The 20,046-nt window shown below is 54.5% G+C and carries 19 protein-coding genes; 12 read left to right on the forward strand and 7 right to left on the reverse strand.

The features are described from left to right. Positions 1-110 precede the first annotated feature (110 nt). The gene (locus ACHZBS_RS23620; RefSeq protein WP_319408943.1) at positions 111-2,450 is read left to right on the forward strand and encodes a helicase C-terminal domain-containing protein; all 2,340 of its coding nucleotides are present in this window, start codon (positions 111-113) and stop codon (positions 2,448-2,450) included. Positions 2,451-2,842: 392 nt separating this feature from the next. Here the strand turns inward: ACHZBS_RS23620 and ACHZBS_RS23625 are convergent, their stop codons facing one another. The 3 genes from ACHZBS_RS23625 to ACHZBS_RS23635 all read right to left on the reverse strand — a co-directional run bounded on the left by ACHZBS_RS23625 (position 2,843) and on the right by ACHZBS_RS23635 (position 6,100). Continuing rightward, complete coding sequence (locus tag ACHZBS_RS23625; RefSeq protein ID WP_319408945.1) at positions 2,843-3,043, reverse strand: hypothetical protein; 201 nt, start codon at positions 3,041-3,043, stop codon at positions 2,843-2,845. 374 nt (positions 3,044-3,417) lie between these two features. After that, a complete protein-coding gene (locus ACHZBS_RS23630) occupies positions 3,418-4,095 on the reverse strand; it encodes a response regulator transcription factor (RefSeq protein ID WP_319408946.1) in 678 nt (225 codons plus the stop codon). Beyond that, complete coding sequence (locus tag ACHZBS_RS23635) at positions 4,064-6,100, reverse strand: PAS domain S-box protein (RefSeq protein WP_319408947.1); 2,037 nt, start codon at positions 6,098-6,100, stop codon at positions 4,064-4,066. Before ACHZBS_RS23635 ends, ACHZBS_RS23630 begins: the two co-directional genes overlap by 32 nt. Before the next feature lie 149 nt (positions 6,101-6,249). On the opposite strand from ACHZBS_RS23635, the gene ACHZBS_RS23640 reads away from it, so the two are divergent. From ACHZBS_RS23640 to ACHZBS_RS23650, 3 genes are read left to right on the forward strand one after another with little or no spacing between them, the layout of a single operon-like run. After that, positions 6,250-6,648: a hypothetical protein gene (locus tag ACHZBS_RS23640; RefSeq protein ID WP_319408948.1), complete on the forward strand. Its 399-nt coding sequence runs from the start codon at positions 6,250-6,252 to the stop codon at positions 6,646-6,648. A 36-nt stretch (positions 6,649-6,684) separates the two neighbouring features. After that, the gene (locus tag ACHZBS_RS23645) at positions 6,685-6,942 is read left to right on the forward strand and encodes a hypothetical protein (protein ID WP_319408949.1); all 258 of its coding nucleotides are present in this window, start codon (positions 6,685-6,687) and stop codon (positions 6,940-6,942) included. Positions 6,943-6,999: 57 nt separating this feature from the next. Next, the gene (locus ACHZBS_RS23650) at positions 7,000-8,241 is read left to right on the forward strand and encodes a nucleoside transporter C-terminal domain-containing protein (protein WP_319408950.1); all 1,242 of its coding nucleotides are present in this window, start codon (positions 7,000-7,002) and stop codon (positions 8,239-8,241) included. A gap of 16 nt (positions 8,242-8,257) precedes the next feature. Here the strand turns inward: ACHZBS_RS23650 and ACHZBS_RS23655 are convergent, their stop codons facing one another. Continuing rightward, positions 8,258-8,662 carry a GatB/YqeY domain-containing protein gene (locus ACHZBS_RS23655; protein ID WP_319408951.1) on the reverse strand — a complete coding sequence of 135 codons (405 nt, stop codon included), beginning with the start codon at positions 8,660-8,662 and terminating at the stop codon, positions 8,258-8,260. Beyond that, a complete protein-coding gene (locus tag ACHZBS_RS23660) occupies positions 8,646-9,245 on the reverse strand; it encodes a hypothetical protein (protein ID WP_319408952.1) in 600 nt (199 codons plus the stop codon). Before ACHZBS_RS23660 ends, ACHZBS_RS23655 begins: the two co-directional genes overlap by 17 nt. Before the next feature lie 257 nt (positions 9,246-9,502). Here ACHZBS_RS23660 and ACHZBS_RS23665 point away from each other — a divergent pair, with 257 nt between their 5' ends. The 6 genes from ACHZBS_RS23665 (at position 9,503) to ACHZBS_RS23690 (ending at position 17,098) form a co-directional block, all read left to right on the forward strand. Then, on the forward strand, positions 9,503-10,180 hold the full coding sequence (locus tag ACHZBS_RS23665) for a response regulator transcription factor (protein WP_319408953.1): 678 nt from the start codon (positions 9,503-9,505) through the stop codon (positions 10,178-10,180). Beyond that, a complete protein-coding gene (locus ACHZBS_RS23670; RefSeq protein WP_319408954.1) occupies positions 10,158-11,576 on the forward strand; it encodes an ATP-binding protein in 1,419 nt (472 codons plus the stop codon). Before ACHZBS_RS23665 ends, ACHZBS_RS23670 begins: the two co-directional genes overlap by 23 nt. 92 nt (positions 11,577-11,668) lie before the next feature. Further along, positions 11,669-14,023, forward strand: a complete 2,355-nt coding sequence (locus ACHZBS_RS23675) for an ATP-binding protein (RefSeq protein ID WP_319408955.1) — start codon at positions 11,669-11,671, stop codon at positions 14,021-14,023. Between the two features lie 174 nt (positions 14,024-14,197). Beyond that, on the forward strand, positions 14,198-15,640 hold the full coding sequence (locus tag ACHZBS_RS23680) for a DegQ family serine endoprotease (protein WP_319408956.1): 1,443 nt from the start codon (positions 14,198-14,200) through the stop codon (positions 15,638-15,640). A 204-nt stretch (positions 15,641-15,844) separates the two neighbouring features. After that, positions 15,845-16,027: a zinc ribbon domain-containing protein gene (locus ACHZBS_RS23685; protein WP_319408957.1), complete on the forward strand. Its 183-nt coding sequence runs from the start codon at positions 15,845-15,847 to the stop codon at positions 16,025-16,027. A gap of 270 nt (positions 16,028-16,297) precedes the next feature. After that, positions 16,298-17,098 (forward strand): inositol monophosphatase family protein, encoded by an 801-nt coding sequence (locus ACHZBS_RS23690; protein WP_319408958.1) that lies wholly within the window; start codon positions 16,298-16,300, stop codon positions 17,096-17,098. A gap of 32 nt (positions 17,099-17,130) precedes the next feature. Here ACHZBS_RS23690 and ACHZBS_RS23695 read toward each other — a convergent pair whose 3' ends face one another. Next, entirely contained in the window at positions 17,131-17,301 is a 171-nt protein-coding gene (locus ACHZBS_RS23695) for a hypothetical protein (RefSeq protein ID WP_319408959.1), read from the reverse strand. A gap of 145 nt (positions 17,302-17,446) precedes the next feature. Between ACHZBS_RS23695 and ACHZBS_RS23700 the strand changes: the two genes are divergently transcribed. Next, positions 17,447-18,898, forward strand: coding sequence for an aminoacyl-histidine dipeptidase (locus ACHZBS_RS23700; RefSeq protein WP_319408960.1), 1,452 nt, complete (start codon positions 17,447-17,449; stop codon positions 18,896-18,898). A gap of 4 nt (positions 18,899-18,902) precedes the next feature. On the opposite strand, the gene ACHZBS_RS23705 is transcribed toward ACHZBS_RS23700, so the two are convergent. After that, on the reverse strand, positions 18,903-19,526 hold the full coding sequence (locus tag ACHZBS_RS23705) for a J domain-containing protein (RefSeq protein ID WP_319408961.1): 624 nt from the start codon (positions 19,524-19,526) through the stop codon (positions 18,903-18,905). 181 nt (positions 19,527-19,707) lie between these two features. Between ACHZBS_RS23705 and ACHZBS_RS23710 the strand changes: the two genes are divergently transcribed. Beyond that, entirely contained in the window at positions 19,708-19,962 is a 255-nt protein-coding gene (locus ACHZBS_RS23710) for a hypothetical protein (protein ID WP_319408962.1), read from the forward strand. Positions 19,963-20,046 lie beyond the last annotated feature (84 nt).

Here is a 20,046-nt window from a genome sequence, read left to right on the forward strand (position 1 = left end):
CTTCCGAGTTGCCGGCTTGACCAAAATTATTTCGACCTCTACAGTAGTGCGCGTTTTCGCCATTGGCAAGGAGGCGGAATCCGGAGAATCGGTCAGAAGGGAGAACCCGTTTGAAAGAACGACATCAAATTGCCGTCAGAACGCTGGTGGACGTTGTGCTCCGCGCCGGCGATCTGGATATGCGGTTTGCCGTTTCCGGGCGTCCCCTTGAAGGCATTCGTGTGCACCAGAAGATCCAGCGGCAGCGGCCTGATGAGTATCGCGCCGAGGTTCCGGTTTCAATGGAGGTAGAAACGGCGGATATGGTCCTGGTCGTTGCCGGCCGCATCGATGGGGTTCTCGAAACCGAGAGAGGGGTCATCGTCGAAGAGATCAAATCAACCACCACCGATCTGAAGGTCATCGAAAAGGCGCAGAATCCCTGCCATTGGGGACAGGCAAAGGTTTATGCCTACCTGTTGGCACGTGAACAGCACCTTGGGACGGTGACCGTTCGGCTGACATACTGCCATCTGGATACCGGCGACACCGTGGAACTGGTCGAGGTGTTGACCCATGATCAACTGGAATCTTTTTTTCAGACACTGGTCGACCGCTATCTGAAATGGGCCACGACCCTCGTCCGGTGGCGCCATATTCGTGATACCGCCATAGATATCCTCGACTTTCCCTTTACCCCCTATCGAACCGGTCAACGTGCCATGGCGGTCTCCGTCTATCGAACTATCCGGGATGGCGGTCAGGCGCTCATCCAGGCATCCACAGGCATCGGCAAGACCATGGCGGTGCTCTTTCCGGCGATCAAGACGCTCGGTGAGGGTTTTACCGACCGGATATTTTTTCTTACCGCCCGGAATACCGGCAAGGCCTCGGCGGTCAAGGCCCTGAACATCCTCCAGGAATCGGGACTTCGTTTGAAACGGGTGTCCCTGACCGCCAAGGACCGGATCTGCTTTTGTCCCGATGCCACCTGCAATCCGGAGGTATGCGAGTTTGCCCGCGGGCATTTCGATCGACTGTCGGCAGCTTTGGACGAGGCGTTTGTCCATGACAATCTGGACAGCAATACCATCGAGGCCGTGGCCCGATCCCACCGGGTATGCCCCTTTGAGTTTTCCCTGGAGCTGTCACGTTGGGCGGATTGCATCATCTGCGACTATAACTACGCCTTCGATCCCCGCGTGTACCTGAAGCGTTTCTTCGATGAGGAAAATGGTGCCTACGCCTTTCTGGTGGACGAAGCCCACAACCTGGTGGACCGGTCCCGGGAGATGTTTTCCGCCCACCTGAACAAAAGCGCATTCCTATCGCTCCGGCGGGCGGTGAAAACTCATCTGCCGGCGGTTTATCGAGCGGCGGGAAAGGTCAACGCCTGGATGCTCGATGCGCGGAAAAAAACCCAGGAAGCCGGCGGATTTCAATTTGAAAACCGTTTGCCAGACGGGTTGGAGCCCCTGTTGCGCGGTTTTTTGCGCGTATCGGAACGATGGCTGGCCAGGAATCAATCGACCCCCTACCGGGAAATCGTTCTGGAACGGTATTTCGAAACCAGCGGATTCCTGCGGGTGTGGGATCAATATGACGACAGCTATGTGACCTGCCGCCAGATAACCGGCAAGGACATTCAACTCAAACTTTTCTGCCTGGATCCCTCCGGGCATCTGAATCTGGCCCTGCGTCGCTCCCGGTCGGCCATCTTCTTTTCGGCCACAATGGCACCGGCACCCTATTTCAAGGAGATACTGGGATGCGCACCGACCGCGGCCATGCTGGCCATTCCTTCCCCTTTTCCACGAAAACATCTGAAAGTGCTCATTGCCAGCGGCGTATCCACCTATTACGCCCACCGGGAACAGAGCGTGGATCGAATTGTGGCCCTGGTCCGAAGCTTCATCCACTCTAAAAAAGGCAATTACCTGTGCTTTTTTCCTTCTTATGAATACATGACCATGGTGGTCGAACGATTTAAAGAGCATGAGAAGGATGTTCAGGTCATGGTGCAGGCCCGCGAGATGGACGAAACCGGACGCACCCAGTTCCTTGACCGTTTTTCAGCGCAAAATCATCAAACGCTGGTCGGATTTGCCGTTATGGGAGGAATTTTCGGCGAGGGTATCGATCTGGTTGGCGAGCGGCTCAGCGGAGCCATCATTGTGGGGGTGGGTTTGCCGGCCATCTGTCCGGAGCGGGATCTGATCCGCAGCTATTTTGATGGACGGGGAGCCGGATTTGACTTTGCATACCGTTTCCCGGGGATCAACCGGGTGCTGCAGGCCGCCGGTAGGGTAATCCGCACGGACCAGGATCGCGGCGCATTGCTGCTCGTGGACCAGCGGTTTTGCCGTTCCACCTACCTGGGCCTGCTGCCCGACCACTGGGCAACGGCGATCATCGGATCAGAACGGCAGCTGGAAGACCGGTTGAAGCGGTTCTGGTCATCCGGCGATTGACTGCCACACCTTCCGTAATGATGTCCGCTCATGTCCTGCATGGGCTGGATGACGGCGGAAAGAGCTTCTATCCGGTCTATTTTAGGTTGTTCAGCTTTCCGTTTTTCTTGGGCTCCGCTGGCGTGCCCTGACAATAGGCGCGCCAGTCGCAGTCAGTGATATCGCAGTCCGCATTACCCATTTTGAAACAGTCCGTCATTCCCGCGGTTCTCTGAAGGCTTCGGACCATGGCGATAATATCCACACGTCCGGCGGGACAATTTTTTTTCCCCCTGTCATCCCGGGGCGGAAGGTCGGATTTACTGCTGGAACGATAGGGTTCCTGGTTCTCTGGAACGGAAGATCGATGTTGATCCATCCTCGTTATCTCTTTTGTATGTGGGTCAATGACGCTAATACGGGCTCATCATCGCCGCAGACGGCGATTTGATGTGGTAGCGGCTTTCCTCCGTGCAGTCGATGGCACTGTAACAGATGCTTTTTGCGGTTATCAGATGGAATTCCTGAACGTCGTGCAGAATTTTACAGTCTTTCAGGCATTCATCCTTCGGGTCGTTCCTTCTTTCGCAGGTTTTGCATGGAGAAGATATCATCTTGTTCTCCTTTCGTGGCATGCGCCATACCCTCACGGGTGTTAAAAGAACATGGTACCCGTTAACCTCTCTATCTGTGACCCATTTATTAAAATTGCAGGCAGGGACGGTCTATTTTCCACCTCCTTTCAGACGGTCCGCTTTTCTCTGCTTACCCATAATATCGGCAGAAAACAAAAAGTCTATAGGGTATACGATTCATTTTTTTAGGTTTTTTTACTAGGTCCCGGGAGAAATTCCCGATTATGGAGAAATCTTGGGGGTGAGAAGGGAGTTAAATACAATATGTTGATATTCCAATTGAAGTAAACCGAATCGTCATACCCGTCAACAATAAAAAGATTTGGCTGAATGGCTGGAGAAAAACGCTGCGTTTACTCTTTCCACAGATCTATATCGATGAGTCCCAGCTTGGCAGCGTATCGCACGAGATCCATCGCACTGTGCAGATCGAGTTTTTTCATGATGTTGGACCGGTGATTTTCGACGGTTTTAATGCTGATGCAGAGCCGGGAGGCGATTTCCGATTTCGGAAGCCCTTCAGCCAGCATGCGCATAATTTCCTGTTCTCGAAGAGTGAGACGGCCATAGTCCGTATCACTCACCCGCGCCTCGCGGACCGGAGATCTCATCAGTCGTTCCACTACCTCGTGAGAGATGGAGCTGTCCAGAAAATACTCCCCTTCAGTAACGGCATGGAGCCCCTGAACCAGACGGCCGGCGGCAGATTCCTTGACCACATAGCCGGTTGCACCGGCCTGGAATGCCTCGACGATATAGTCGATCTTCGAGTGCATGCTGATAATCATTACCCGGGTGTCCGGGAGCGCCTCCCGGATTCGTCGGGTCAACTGCATGCCGCTCTCATCGGGAAGCGAAATGTCAACCAGGGCGACGTCCGGCTTGATCTTTTGGGCCATGTCAAAACCATTGCGTGCGTCTCCGGCCTCGCCTTCGACCGAGAAATGACGGTCCCCGGCAATAATCGACTTGAGGCCTTCTCTGAACAGCGGGTGGTCGTCAATAATCAGAATGCTCTTCCTGGAGGACACTGGCTTTCTCCTTTAAAGGGATGGCGATAAAAATGTAGGTGCCTTTGTCGGGTCGGGATTGGATGTTGATTTTCCCTTGCAGCAGACGGACCCGCTCCACCATGCTTTGCAGGCCCATGCGCTTTTCCTTCAGCGCCTGTTGCCGCCGGGCGTTGACGTCAAAGCCTTTACCATTGTCTTTGATACGAATAACGATGTCCGGCGAGGAGGCGACCACCCGAATGGTTACCCGGTTGGCGCCCGCATGCCGTTTGATGTTGTTCAAGGCTTCCTGGATCAGCCGGTAGATGTTGATTTCGGTTTCATATTCAAGGTTCAGTTCGTCCACACCGGCCGCCGCGAAATCGACTTCCGCATCACTGGATTTGGAAAAATCCTCGCAGTATAAATACAGGGTTTTGACCAGTCCCAACTGGTCCAGACCCGGTGGACGCAGATCGTAGGCCATGTCCCTGACCGCGGCAATCGACCTCTGGAGGATATCAGAAAGTTGCACAACCTTTTCCCTGGTTTCTGCAGGCTGATCTTTGAACAGGGTTTCAAGGCTGATTTTCAGGGTGGACAGGTCCTGGGCAATATGGTCGTGCAGATCCCGGGATATCTTAAGACGTTCGTTTTCCTGCGCTTTAATCAATTGATGGGTGAGAAACTGCACCTGATCCTGAGCTTGTTTGCGCTGGGTGACATCGACCCCGACGCTCAGGATTTCAACGATCCGGTTGGATTTGTCACACACGGGTTTGTTGGTCCAGGCAATCCAGGCCCGCGATCCACCCCGACGGATGTTTTCGATTTCATTGGTGGGATATCGCTCCGGATGCTTCAAAAAGTCCATCATCAGGGACCGATAGTCCCGTCCCGAAGATGACCGCCATGGAATGATGCTTCCCAGAATATTCCGTCCGATGATCTCCTGCTCGGGGTAACCAAAGAATTTCCGGGCATATTCATTGAAGAAAGTGATGTGGCCCAACGGGTCATAACGCACGATAATGCTGTTGGTATTCTGGACCAGTTCCCGGTATTTGGCCTCGCTGCGGCGAAGGGCGGCTTCGGATTTTTTGCGGGCGGTTATATCCCTGGCGATGGTGTGGGCACAGGCTTTGCCGGCGATCACAATCTTGCGGCTGTAGAACTCCGTAAAGATGGTGCGGCCGTCTTTTCTGGCGATTTTCACCTCGCCGGAGATGGATTGACCGGCCCAGATGCGCTTAAAAAAGTCACTGTGCCGTTCGGGGTCCACTTTGGCGTACATATCAAATATTTTTAGTTTCTTGAGTTCATCCGGCAGGTATCCGGTCAACTGGGAAGCCCTGCGGTTGAAGATCAGGATCGACCCGTCGGCGCCGCTGATGAAAATGGCATCCCGGGAGCCGTCGAAAATGATGCGGTGCCGCTCCTGGCTTTCCCGCAAGGTTTTCTCGATCTTTTTGCGGTCCTCAATTTCGTTGAGCAGGTGTTCGTTGATCAGTGTCAGGTCACGGGTCCGCAGGCGAACCCGTTCTTCCAGGTTGCGCCGGTGTCGTTCCAGTTCTTGTTCGGCTGTCTTCCGCTGGTGGATGTCGATGATCATGCCGAATTTGAAAATGGATCCATCCGGGTGCGACACGGGGGTGTCGATTTCGTAATACCAGCGCTGATCTTTGGGGCTCTTCACTTCCCAGCGAACGGTTTCTCCTTTGAATACACGGTCGTTGCAGCACCAGGGGCAAACCTTGTCCAGATTGTGTAATACCTTGTGGCAAAGCTGCCCGGTGCCGTCAAAGCCGGTTCGTTGGATCAACCGCTCGTTCATGAACGCTATACGAAAATCTTTGTCGCAAACATACACAAAACCGTCAAAAGCATGGATAATGGCAGACAGTTGAAGATCTCTTTCCTTCAGCACATCCTGCGGGGGACGGTGGTCGGTCGTAGGGGTCTCGATGGAAAAACCGAGAGTTCCACCGGATTGAAATTCCTTTGCAGGCATGGCAAGATGCTTCAATCGGCGGCGTTCGTTCATCCAGACGGCTCCCGTGGGTGACTGACGACAGGTCAATGGGGTGACTGCAGAAAAGCTATCTCAGAACCCTATTCCTGAAAAGAAAAAACTTTGAAAAAGATGAAATATTCGATAGAACACGTTACCATTGGCACAACGGCAGGCGCAACATGACTGATTATGAACCACTGGAAAAGAAGGATGATTGGCAGATTGATGTCAGACAGGCTATCTCGGCTTACACCCAGAGCGAGAAAGTGAAGTCGGGATTAATATGGATCTGCCAGGTTTCGGACCAGGTGGCGGCCATGGACGGTCCGGGTCGACAGCAGGGGCTGAGCCTGCTTAAAACCCTCGCCCATATGGTCGCCGATGAATCGGATTTGGCCGGCAGGATCACCGGTGACCAAGGCTGGCGAGAGATCGGAATAAAAATCAATATGGCGCTGGTGATGATCAATTCCGGCGTTCCACAGGAAACCGCATTTCATCTGACGCAGGCCCTGACCCGGGTCACCCGCATTGGAGGGCAGGCTGCATCGGTGTTAAAGGAAAACGGCCTGTTTTAGGTCGTGCCCATCCATGATCGGAGGACAATTGAAGGTATGAAAGACAAAATCGGTATCTACTACTACCCCGTTCCTGAGAACAAGCGGGTGCGCATGTATGTACGCGAGAAAAATGAGGATGTTGAATTCAGAATGAAAAACGAAGACGACCCCAGCGTCTGGAATGATCACGGCTGGGTTCCCTATGACGCCATTCAACAGGCTCAGGTGCTGTATGAGAAACGCGGTCGTTTCGATCCCCGCCGGGCATATGACATCCAGATCGCGAAAGTATTGATCAGGGACGGCGGATAGGACGGGTCCGCGATATCAGGGCGTCGGCAACGCTAACGGACGACTGGGACAGAATCCATGATTTTACAGGGATCGGCCGGACTGGTGGTTTTTCTTCTCCTGGCTTGGCTGATGGGTGAAAATCGCAAGCAGGTATCGTTGAAAATCGTTGCCGCGGGCATCAGCGCCCAGGTGATCACCGGCCTGATCCTTCTGAAGGTGCCGGTTTTCAGGCAATTTTTCCTGGTGGTGAACGATGGGGTGATGGCTCTGGAGGCGGCCACCACAGCCGGAACGGCATTCGTTTTCGGCTACCTCGGCGGCGCCCCATTGCCCTATGTCGAGGCCTATCCCGGGGCTGCCTTTATCCTGGCGTTTCGTGCCCTGCCGTTGGTTCTGGTGATCAGCGCCCTGTCGGCGCTGCTGTTTCATTGGCAAATCCTGCCATTGGTCGTCCGGGGTTTCTCCTGGTGTTTGCGAAAAACCATGGGGCTGGGGGGTGCCGAAGGCCTCGGGGTGTCGGCCAACGTATTTGTGGGAATGGTGGAGTCCCCGTTGTTTGTAAGGCCTTACCTCGAAAAGATGACCCGCAGCGAGCTGTTCACCCTGATGACGGCGGGGATGGCCACCATTGCCGGTACGGTGATGGTGCTGTACGCCAGTATCCTGGGTGGTGTCATTCCCGGCGTCATGGGGCATATTCTCACCGCCTCCATCATCAGCGTGCCGGCCGCCGTCACCGTGGCAAAGGTCATGGTCCCCGAAACCGGGTCTCCCACCGGTGGACGACTGGCGGAGGCCCATCCACATGCCGGCAGCATGGACGCAGTCACCCGAGGCACCCTTCAAGGTGTTGAATTGTTGATTAACATAATCGCCATGCTGGTGGTGCTGGTGGCACTGGTCCATCTTGTCAATACGATACTGGGGATATTGCCTGACATCGGTGGACAACGCCTTACCCTTCAACGTATATTGGGAGGTGTAATGGCACCCATCGCCTGGCTCATGGGGGTGCCCTGGCCGGAGGCGCCGGCGGCCGGCAGACTCATGGGCGTAAAAACCATGCTCAATGAATTGCTTGCCTACCTGGAACTCAGCCGCCTGGCCCCGGGTACGCTGAGTGACCGAAGCATGCTCATCATGACCTATGCCATGTGCGGATTTGCCAACCCCGGCAGTTTGGGGATCATGATCGGGGGCATGGGAACCATGGCCCCGGGTCGGCGCAGTGAGATCGTTGCCCTGGGTTGGCGATCCGTGGCGGCCGGCACGCTGGCCACCTGCATGACGGGCGCGGTCGTGGGGATTCTGGATTGAAGATTTAAAAACCGTTTTATGCAGAAAAATTCTGAAGGACCTGTTTGACGGTATTGCCATCGGCCGAAGACCCAAAGTGGGCCATAATGGTGCCCATGGCCTGCATCTTATTCTTGTAGGTTGAAAAATCGATATTGGCGGTGATCCACCGGCCAATTTCGTCTTCCGTAGCCATTCTGGGCAGGTAGGCATCGATGATGGCAATAAAGGGTGATGTCTCTCCCCGTCCGCTCTTTTCAAGCATTTCCTTTTCCGATTTAATCAGCTTCTTGAGTATCCGGATGATCTCGTCATCCGGTAATTGTTTTTTGTCCGAACGGGCCATTTCGCCCATGACGACCCGGATTGCCTCTTTCCGGGCTTCGTCTCGGGCCTTCATGGCTGATTTCAGATCTTCTTTCAGCTTATCTTGAAGTGTCATTGAAATAATCCTTTCCGAAGCATCGAGGTTGGAGGTACGTCGTATCTCCTAAGTCAAACTGGACATCATCGTGTCCATCGTAATCCAAGTCGATCAGAATGTAGCCATAGTCCCGGTAATGCAAAAAGGACAGCGTGATCAGCGAGGGGTCAAAGGGCGCTTCAAAATCGGCCTGTAAATGCAGCGTCGCCTCCCGTTGGGCGCCGTGGCAGACGATCATTTCACCATCTTCCAGGGGGTCGATGGCTTCCGGGGCGTAAAAACTCAGTTGGAATGCCTCTGGATCTACGGTTACCGGGGTTCCGTCTATTTCAACGGTCATCTTTGCCAGTCGGGTGTCGAGGGCGGACCGCTCGGCAAAAACCAGCCCCATGGCATGATCCAGGTCGTCGACGGACCACCAGTTATCCGCACCAAAAAGCGTTTTTAGCAGTTCCGCGTTGTCGTACCATGAGGATTGGATAGGGCTGTCTACGTCGGTGCAGCGGGCATCGATTTCACCTTTTTTGACCCGGGGAAGGCGGCCCATGCACAACTCGATAAACGTTCCTTTCCATTGAAGGGACAATCTTTTTCGGTTCATTTTTTTCCCAGTTTAAACTATTAGTTATGTTGGCGCCCACTGTTTCAGTGACCGTCGATTTTGTCAAGAAAATTGCGTTGCGGGTTTAAGATGCCGCATTTATGTATTTTTTCACGATGCCCGGCTTGCCAAGGGGTACGGACTCGATTATATTCCCAACCATGGCTGGCCAAACCCAAACGAAAGCAACGTAATTCTGTTGGGTTTTACCTGTGTGAATGACAGTTTTCAAGGATCGGTTAAACCGGAAACAAACAATGCGACTCCTACTGGTCGAAGACGATGTAAAAATCGCCTCTTTCGTTAAAAAAGGATTCAAGGCGGAAGGCTTTGCCGTGGATCATGCGGTGGATGGAATGGTAGGGCTGGACCTGGCTCTCAGCGAACCTTACGATGCCGCGGTGGTGGATATCATGCTGCCCGGGCTGGATGGCCTGTCCCTGATTGGGCGGATGCGACGGGAAAAGGTGATGACACCGGTGATCATCCTCAGTGCGAAAAGTTCAATCGATGATCGGGTCAGGGGCCTTCAGACCGGCGGTGACGACTACCTGAGCAAACCCTTTGCCTTCTCGGAATTGCTGGCCAGGGTGCAGGCGCTGATCCGGCGCGCCAGCGGGGTCAAGGAACCCACCCGACTGTCCTGCGGCGACCTGTCGATCGATATGCTGACGCGTGAAGTACTCCGAGATGGCGTCAAAATTGAACTGCAGCCGCTGGAGTATTCCCTTTTGGAATATCTGATGAGAAATGCCGGCCGTGTGGTGTCAAAGACCATGATCATGGAACATGTCTGGGATTACCATTTCGACCCGCAGACCAACGTGGTGGAGGCGAGAATCTGCCGGCTCCGCGACAAGGTGGACAAGGGGTTCGAGGACAAAATGATCCACACGGTTCGCGGGGTGGGGTATGCCCTTCGCCAGAAAAATTAAACTGCCCCGATCCCTCTCCTTCAGACTGACCTTATGGTACGGGATTATCTTCCTATTGTCCTCCTGCATGGCTTTTTTTTTCTTCTATGTCTTGATTTCCACCAACCTGAAGCAGCGTCTGGACAACCGCCTTTCCGATAAAATTTCGGAATTCGAGGCTGTCTATAACCTTCAGGGACTTGATGAGGTCAAATCCGCCGCGCTGATCGAATCCCAGGCCGCCGGTGAGAAAAAGATCTTTTTCCGCCTGCTGTATGCCAGTGGTGTGGCCTTTTCTTCATCCAACATGTCCTATTGGCAGGAGATCGGGATCAATCGAAAGGCTGTCGCCCAACTGGTTGAGGGCCGTTCGCGGGTCTATGAAACATTGACCCTTGCCGGTCGGCCGGATCGGGTGCGTATTGCCTACGGCATCATTGGCAGGGGCGTCGTGGTGCAGTTGGGTTATTCCATGGAAAACGACACGGCCTTCATTGCTATTTTCAAGAAGATTTTTCTTGTCACCATGTCCGCGCTGATCCTCACAGCGGTTCTGGTGGGCTGGTTCATGGCCAGACACGCCCTCTCCGGTGTAGAGGCGGTTACCCGCACAGCGCAGCAGATTTCCGAATCCGACCTTACCCGGCGGGTTCCAATCACGTCGCGCCACGAGGAGATCGACCGGCTGGCAGTGACCTTCAATCAGATGTTGGACCGCATCGAAAAACTGGTTGCCGGAATCCGTGAGATGGGTGACAACATTGCCCACGATTTGAAAAGTCCGGTGGCGCGGATTCGCGGAATGGCTGAAATCAGCATCTCCGACTCATCCTGCGGCGGCGATGACGTGACCCTGGCCGGCAGCACCATTGAAGAGTGTGACCGGCTGCTGGATATGATCAACACCATGTTGATGATCTCCAAATCCGATGCCGGCGCCGGAGATGCTAACATGGGGCCGGTGAACATGGCCGACGTGGTCCGCGGGGCGGTGGCGCTTTTTGCCCCCTTGGCTGAAGACAAGGGAGTTTCCCTGACCTGCAACATGCCTGAATCCCTGATGGTGGAAGGTGATCTGAAAATGCTGCAGCGGGCGATAGCCAATCTTGTGGACAATGCGATCAAGTATACACCGCCACCGGGTGATATTGACATTTGTGGGTTTCGTGATAAAGATACTGAAAGTATTAATGTTTCCATTAAAGATAGTGGCATCGGCATCGACACCGAAGATCTGCCCATGATATTTAACCGGTTCTTTCGATGTGATCAGAGCCGGGCAGCCGGTGGTTCCGGGTTGGGGTTGAGCCTGGCAAGGGCCATTGCCCATGTCCATGGCGGTGAAATCCATGTCGAGAGCACGCTTGGAAATGGAAGCGTTTTCACCTTCAGCTTACCCCGGATGCAATCCAGTTGAGCAGTGGCGACAGATAGAATCCATGCCTTGAACCCGCTCCTTTCCTTCTACCGCGATGCCGCATTTGCCAGGCGAAAAAACAACGGTGAATCATGAATTTGACCTTGGAGAAAGTTGATGTCGCCATTTCCTACAGCCTGATTCGAGTCAGCCTCCACCCGTTGACCCTGGCCTTTACGGGAAGTCATCAATTACTGGAACCCCTTTTTAAAAAAGCCTATTTTTCAAACTCTATCGATCATGTGCGACGATGCAAATTATACGCAATCCTTTTTTTCAGTGTATTCGGTGTTCTTGACGCCTATGTGTTTCCTGAACAGAAATTCCAGTTATGGTTCATCCGGTATGTGCTGGTGTGTCCCGTGTTTCTGGTTGGACTGATTTTTTCCTATACCGAAGCCTACCGGCGGCTGTGGCAGCTCATTAACGCCTTTTACATCATGGTCACCGGTTTTGCCTACGTGGCCATGGTGGTGATCACCCCTGCCCCCGAGGCCTATTATTACGGGGTGGGAATTATTTTTTGCGTCTTTTTCGGATACACCTTTATTCATGCCCGGTTTATTACCGCTTCCATTGCCGGGCTATTGGTGATCGCCGGCTACCAGGGAGCCATGATGTGGCTGATGCAGGCCACCGGTGTCATCCAGTTGATTTTTGGCGCCCATTTCATGGGAATCAATCTCTTGGGCATGCTCATCTGCTACTCCATCGAAACCCATCAACGCAAAAGTTTTTTCCTGAATTACCTGTTGGAAAAAGAGAAGGAGAAAACAGACAATATCAACCGGAATCTGGAAAAGCGGGTGGAAGAGCGCACCACCGCGCTTCAGCGGATTAATCGAGATTTGAATAAAGAGGTCCTTGAGAGAAAACAGGCCGAAGGACGGGTGCGGGCCAGTCACGAACAGCTTGCATCGATCCTCGACAGCATCGATGCGGATATCCATGTGTCGGATATGGAGACCCACGCCATTTTGCTGGCCAACCGCCACATGAAACAGACATACGGTGACGAGGTCGTCGGTAAACTCTGCCACGAAGTGATCCAGGGACTGGATAAGCCCTGCCAGCATTGCAAGAACCACCTGATGCTGGATGAGAACGGCCGGCCCGGTGAGAGCTATTCCTGGGAAGAAAAAAACCCGCTTAACGGTCGCTGGTACATCATCTATTCCCGTGCCATCGTGTGGGAAGACGGCCGTATCGTCCAACTCACCGTGGCCACGGATGTCACGGCGATGAAGGAGATGGAGGCGCGGCTTCAGCGGGCGCAGAAAATGGAGGCCATCGGTACCCTGGCCGGTGGCGTGGCCCACGATTTGAACAACATCCTTTCGGGATTGGTGGGATATCCGGAGTTGCTCCTCATGGATACCCCCGAGGGCAGCGAGACGCGCATCATCGTCGAAACCATTAAGAACTCCGGTGAAAAAGCAGCGGCCATTGTTCAGGATATGCTGACCCTGGCCCGGCGGGGGGTGGCCGCTACCGACGTCATCGGATTGAACCGTGTGGTTGAAGACTATCTGGGCAGTCCCGAATTGGCCAAGCTTAAATCCGTCCATCCCCAAGTGACGATTCGTTCGGATCTGGCTCCAGCGGTATTTAACATTATCGGCTCTCCGGTACATCTGGGGAAAACCATCATGAATCTGGTCACCAATGCTGCCGAGGCCATGCCTGACGGCGGGGAGATCACCGTAAGTACGCAGAACTGTTATGTGGACCGTCCGATTCACGGATTCGAGACGGTTTTGGAAGGCGAATATGTGCTGCTGCGGGTGGCCGACACCGGAATCGGGATTTCGGCCCGGGACCTGGAACGGATCTTCGAGCCTTTTTACACCAAGAAGAAAATGGGCCGCAGTGGCACAGGTTTGGGCATGGCGGTGGTATGGGGTACCGTGAAAGATCATGGCGGTTTTATCGACGCCCGCAGTATCGAAGGGCAAGGGACTGTATTTGACCTTTATTTCCCCATTACCCGACAGATTGAAAAAATGGCGGTTGAGGAACTTCCCATCGATCGATACCGGGGTGCCGGCGAGTCCGTTCTCGTGGTGGATGACATCAAAGAACAGCGAGATCTGGCTGCATTCATGCTTAAACGCCTGGACTACCAGGTGGATACGGTCGCCAGTGGTGCGGAAGCGGTCCAATATATCCGCAAAAAGCCGGTGGATATCCTGGTTCTGGATATGATCATGGAGCCGGAGATGGACGGCCTTGACACCTATCGTCAGATTCTGGCCGTTTCTCCAGACCAGAAAGCAGTCATCGCCAGCGGCTTTTCCGAGTCTGAGCGCGTGCGGGAAGCCCAGCGTTTAGGTGCCGGGCCTTATATCAAAAAACCCTACCGGATGGAGCAGATCGGCATGGCACTGAGGGAACAACTGGCATCATCATCTCCTGATGAGGCGCCCGAATCGTCGGGCAACAAATAAGGGTGTTCCACGACCACCCCCTCTCATCCCGCCTTTCTTCCCAAGATTACCTTTTGGTAATTTTTCAGTCATCTTTCCGTAACCCTGTCCGGTTATATTTGATTTCATTGAATGACGCGGGTGTTGAATATATTTCCATTTCGTTATTACCAAGGATGGTTAAGGAGGTCGTTTATGATCAAATTTAAGAAGATGTCTCAATCGGTTTTTGTTTTTTTTCTGGTCCTCGGTGCGGCAGCACTTCTTTGGGCGGCCACACCAGTGGTCGATACGGCGCACGCGTTCTCCGCACCGGAAAGTTTCAGCGAACTGGCCGAAGCTGCCAGACCCGGTGTGGTTAACATTCGTACCGTGAAAACAATAAAGGGCGGCAGTCCGGTTTTCCGTCATTTTTTCGGTAACCCCCATGGCGGTAACCGAAGCCCTTTTGACGAATTTTTCGGCCCGTTTCAGGGCGACGGCCAACAGCGCGACTTCAAACAGCGCAGTCTGGGTTCCGGATTCATCATCGATGACAGCGGTTTCATCGTCACCAACAACCATGTGATCGATGATGCCGACCAGATCAAGGTGATCCTGGCCGATGACAAGGAGTTTGACGCAGAATTGGTGGGACGGGACCCAAAGACGGACCTTGCCCTGATTCGCATCGAAGGGGCGAAGAATCTTAAACCCCTTGAACTGGGCAATTCAGAAAAATTGAAGGTGGGCACCTGGGTGGTGGCCATCGGCAGCCCCTTTGGCCTGGAACAGACGGTCACGGCCGGCATCGTGAGTGCCAAGGGGCGAATCATCGGTTCGGGGCCCTATGACGATTTTATCCAGACCGACGCCTCGATCAATCCGGGCAACAGCGGCGGGCCGCTGCTAAATATGGATGGAGAGGTGGTGGGCATCAACACGGCCATCATCGCCAGCGGCCAAGGCATTGGCTTTGCGATCCCCATCAACCTGGCCAAGGGCATCATCGATCAACTCAAGGACAAGGGAGAAGTTACCCGCGGCTGGCTGGGAGTGGGGATTCAGGACCTGACCCCGGAACTGGCCGATTATTATGGCCTGAAGGCGGAAAAGGGTGTGCTGGTAACTCAGGTGTTCGAAGGTGATCCGGCGGATAAAGCCGGAATCAAAGTCAATGACGTTATTTTGTCCGTGGACGGCCAAAATGTGACAACCGGCCGGGAACTCTCCTCCATGATTGCCAACACGCCGGTGGGGCATCAGACAAAAATCGACCTGATAAGGGACGGCAAGAAAAAAGCCCTGACGGTAACCTTGGCCAAACGGGAGGATGACGAGAAGACCATCGCCGCCCAGAGCCGGGAGAATGACGAACTGGGCATCGAGGTCACGGATCTGGATTCGGATATCGCCCGTCGTTTCGGTATTGACGGCAAGGAAAGCGGTGTGCTGGTTACGGATGTAAAAGATGAGAGCCTTGCGCGGGATGCCGATGTGCGGCCCGGCGATATCATCAAAGAAATCAACCGCACCGTCGTGAAGGACCGGAAAGACTTTGTCCAACTGATGAAAAAGAACGAGGAGAACAATACCATTCAACTGCTGGTCAAGCGACGTGACGCCGGGTACCTGGTGGTGAAGATAGAGCGTAAATAGGCAAGGTTGCTCCAGTGATGCGATCGGCGGATCCGGATGAGAGATTCGGGTCCGTCGATTTTTTTTCGGATTTCTGCGGCATACAAAACAGTTGCGATCGGGTCTTGACACGATACGAAAACGGAACTAAGTTGGCTCAAAAACGGGCACTTGCAAGTGAGAATGCCGCTTGCACAGGCTGCCTGACCCAGAAAGGAAAGAGTGATGCCGGTTTACGAATTTCAGTGCAAATGCGGTCATATTACCGAAGAACTGGTGCGGATGGATACCCAAGCGGTTGAGTGCCCCAAATGCCACGGTAAGGCCAAGAAAATACTTTCCGCATGCAGTTTCGAACTGAAAGGCGGCGGATGGTATGCCGATGGGTACGCCTCTTCGAAAAAATAGCCGGCTATCCCTGGTATTCCTGACGGAGAATCGGGGATGCGACCCATGTAAACCCGCCCGTCCTGTTTTTCATGCCTGATCATTTACAGTCGCGAGCATTTCTGTCGTCATTGCCGTTTGTTTCAGCCTTAGCACTGTTGCCTGATGATCCTTGCGTGTATGCCATAAATAGCAAAACCGACCCTCCTCACTAGGGGCGTGTCGGTTTTTGCATTTGTCCGGCCATCTGTGTTTGCAGGAAAACCGACTCTTAAACCATCAGGGGGTGAAATGAGACAGGAGCCAATCCATGGGATCGAAGCGTTGGCGGCGTTTGCCATCAACGCCATTCGCAGTGCCGGTCAAGCCGCGATGGAAAGCTTTGGCAAAGGCAGGGGGCCGACCAAATTTGATGAAGGATTGGTTACCCGGGCAGAACTGCAGATCGGCAAACGCTTCCAACAAGCCTTGAGCGATCAGTATCCCGACCACCGGATGTTCACCAGCAAAACGCTGGATACCGCCTATACCCACGATAGCCGACGATACCTGTGGATCTTCGATCCCATTGACGGGGTGGACAATTATCAGGCGGGTATTCCCATCTGGGGTATGTCGTTGGCGCTCCTGGAAAATTTCTGGCCGGTTTTCGGTGCCTTTTACATGCCGGCCACCGGTGACCTGTTTCATGCCCGGGCCGGCGGCGAGTCCTTCTGGGGTGAGAAACGTATCCGGATGACCGATGATCAGACCATAGACGACGAAAGCCTGATGTTCACCTTTTCAAGATTTCACCGGCACTATGTTTCCCGGTTTCCCGGAAAGATCAGAAACCTGGGATGCACCGGCGCCCACCTGTGTTACGTGGCCATGGGGCGTGCGGATGTAGCGGTGACCGCCAACGAATCCTTTCAGGATCTGGCCGCTGCGCGGATGATCGTGGAGGCGGCCGGCGGGAGGCTGTTTACAGCCAGCGGCGAAAAATTCTATCTCAACGACTATCTCAACGGAGAGCGGATCGAAGAACACCTGCTGGTGACCGCGCCAGGTAATTGCCAGGCAGTGCTGGACTGTTTGGAAAGACGCTCATGACCCGACATCCGTAGGCGTCTATAAATCGATGGTTATTCGGTCTTTTCGTCGATGACCGAGTGGGTGTTTTCCATGCGGTAGATCAACACGCATACGCACAGGCCGGCGGCAAACAGGGCGCAGAACAGGAGGAAGCTGTCTGCGGCTTTTTTCCAGGAGAGAAAAAACAAAAACGCGATGGTCATCAGAAATTTGGTGTTCATTGGGTTTTTATGCATCCTTCCGGTTTGCACCCCCGGTGTTCTATTTTGCATATCGGCTTTTTTTTTAAGATCTTGACTTCCTTTTTTGAAATTACCTTCATGATCCCTGCGTTTTGCGGATCGCTGTAAATAAGGAGATCGATGCATGCATCCTGTGACCCGAACGATTATCGGTTATTTTGAACAGATCAACCAGATTCCGCGATGTTCGAAACAGGAACAGCAGATTTCCCGGTGGCTGCAGCAATGGGCCATGGACAGGGGCCTGGCCGTGAAAGCGGATTCAGCCGGCAACCTGGTTGTTCAGGTTCCGGGCAGCAACGGTTTCGAACACGCACCCACCGTCATCCTCCAGGGTCATATGGACATGGTCTGTGAAAAACATGCCGGCTCGGATCATGACTTTTCCAAAGATCCTATCCGCATGGTGCAGGACGGCCCCTGGCTGACTGCCCGGGAAACCACCCTGGGGGCGGACAATGGGATAGCCATCGCCCTGGCTCTTGCCCTGGTGGACAGTCCGGATGTCACTCATCCTCCCCTGGAGCTTTTTTTTACGGTGGACGAGGAGACCGGCCTGACCGGCGTCCTGAAGATGGACCCGTCATTGCTGTCGGGAAGAATCCTCATCAACCTGGACTCGGAGGATGAAGGGGTCTTTATCGTCGGATGTGCGGGGGGTCGAAACACTACCATCAATCGGCCATTGGAGGTAAAGATCCTTGATGGCGGGTATGAATGGGTGGACGTGTCCGCCCACGGCATGAAGGGCGGGCACAGCGGGGTGGACATCGCCAAACATCGTGCCAATGCCAACAAGGTCATGGCCCGCCTGCTGAGTGCCGGGATTTCGGCCTCACCGATGCGGCTTGTGGAACTGAAGGGAGGCACCGGCAGAAATGTGATTCCCCGTGCGTGCGAGACGGTCGTGGCCTGTCGCCGTGATCGGATCGATGAACTGGTGAAAGCACTCGGTTCGCTTGCCCGGATCATCGACCAGGAGTACCGGACGGCAGACCCGGGACTGACGATTCATATTGAAAAAAAAGGACCCGTTGCCGCGGATGGCCGCGGCGTCACGGAAAACGATACGGCTATGGTGGTGAACCTGCTGGCGGCGCTGCCCTGCGGTCCGGCTGAAATGGCCGAGGATTTTCCGCTTCTGGTGCAGACATCCGCCAACCTGTCCATGGTGGAGATAAGCGACGATGCATTGGCGGTGACCTCCAGCCAGCGAAGTTCAGTGCCCTCCCGACTCGACGCCATGTGTCAGGCGGTTGAAGCGGTGGGACGCCTGGCCGGGGCCACGGTTCACACGGGTTCGGGCTATCCCTCATGGCCCATGAACCGGGAATCCCCGCTGCTCAAACGCTGTACGGCGCTTTATCGGGAGCTGTTTGATGCCGCGCCCACGGTGCAGGTCATGCATGCGGGCCTGGAGTGCGGGGTGATCGGTGACCGGTGCCCTGACATGGATATGATTTCCCTGGGGCCCACCATAGAGAATCCTCACTCGCCGTCCGAGCGGCTCTATCTGCCATCGGTAGAAAAGGTGTGGCGGCTGATGGTTGCCCTGCTGAAAGCGTTGGGCCGATAAAGCGTTATCGGCTCCTGCCGATTCCCCGAACCCGGCCTACCGGTTTAACCGGCCCCGGGCTTTCCGGACTGCCCACCGTACCCACGGTTCCCCCCCTGCGGCGGTATGGCCGGTAGCCGGAAGCGGTGCGGCGGTGAGCGGCGGCAGGGTTGCCCGGTTGGCGCGTCTGTGTGGGGGGGATGCCTCCACCGGCCATTTCATCGAGAACCTGTTCAAAGCTCTTTCGCCGGTTTGCACCGGTTTCATCGGCCGGCGGCGACGGCGGTTCGGCGGCACGGTTTCCCGCAAAGGCGTTCAGGGTGTCGAACAGGTGGTCGACCCAGGAACGCTTTTTCGATTTTTCATCGGGTGGTTCGGGGCGGTCGGTGGTGCCCTGATCCGGAGGAGAGGGGGCGGTGGCAGCGGTGACCGTGGGATCCGGCCGGTGCGTCGCCAGGTGTGCCTTGACCCGGGCGTAGGCGATGTTGATCTGCTTCAGTTGCTCTTCGGCCCCGGCCTTGGTGGCCGACCCTTCGGGAAACTGATCCGGATGCCAGCGCCGCACCTGGGCCTTGTAGGCGCGTTTGGCCTGCGCTTCATCCGTGTCCGGGCCTATGCCCAGTGTATTAAAGCTCGTCGTTAAATTCATTTCTGATCCCCGTTTGTCACCGTCTCAAAATAGGTGAAAAGGGCCATCGTGTCAATCCGTGCCTTGCCGCCGGTCCACCATCCGGTTCCATCCCGGGTTAACAATTTTCCCATAGCCCTTGACCCGGCGGCCAAAAGCTTTTATGCAACGACCGGATCCCATGGCTGCCCAAGGAGTGAACATGCAAAAACGCCCCATAACCGTTTCCTATATATTCTTTTATCTGCTTTTTTCAGAAGATATCTGGCGCATCGTCGCCGGTTTTATTTGCGCCCTTTTTTTGGGACCGCTGCTTACCCAGGGACGGAACCTGAGCCAGGGCGGGGAAGTGATGGCCTGGCTGATGGTTATGGCCATCGGATGGTCGGTGACGGCCTGGCCGGCCAAAAAGATCACCGGCGCCCTCCAGCGTGCCGTGAAACGGGCTTCCAAATAACGCATCCCGGGCCAAGGACAACGCTTTTTACTTGATGCAACGCGTTCATGATGATTGCGTCCTTCACCCTTCACCCTTCACCCT

This window comes from uncultured Desulfosarcina sp. (assembly GCF_963664155.2).
Classification (GTDB): Bacteria; Desulfobacterota; Desulfobacteria; order Desulfobacterales; family Desulfosarcinaceae; genus Desulfosarcina.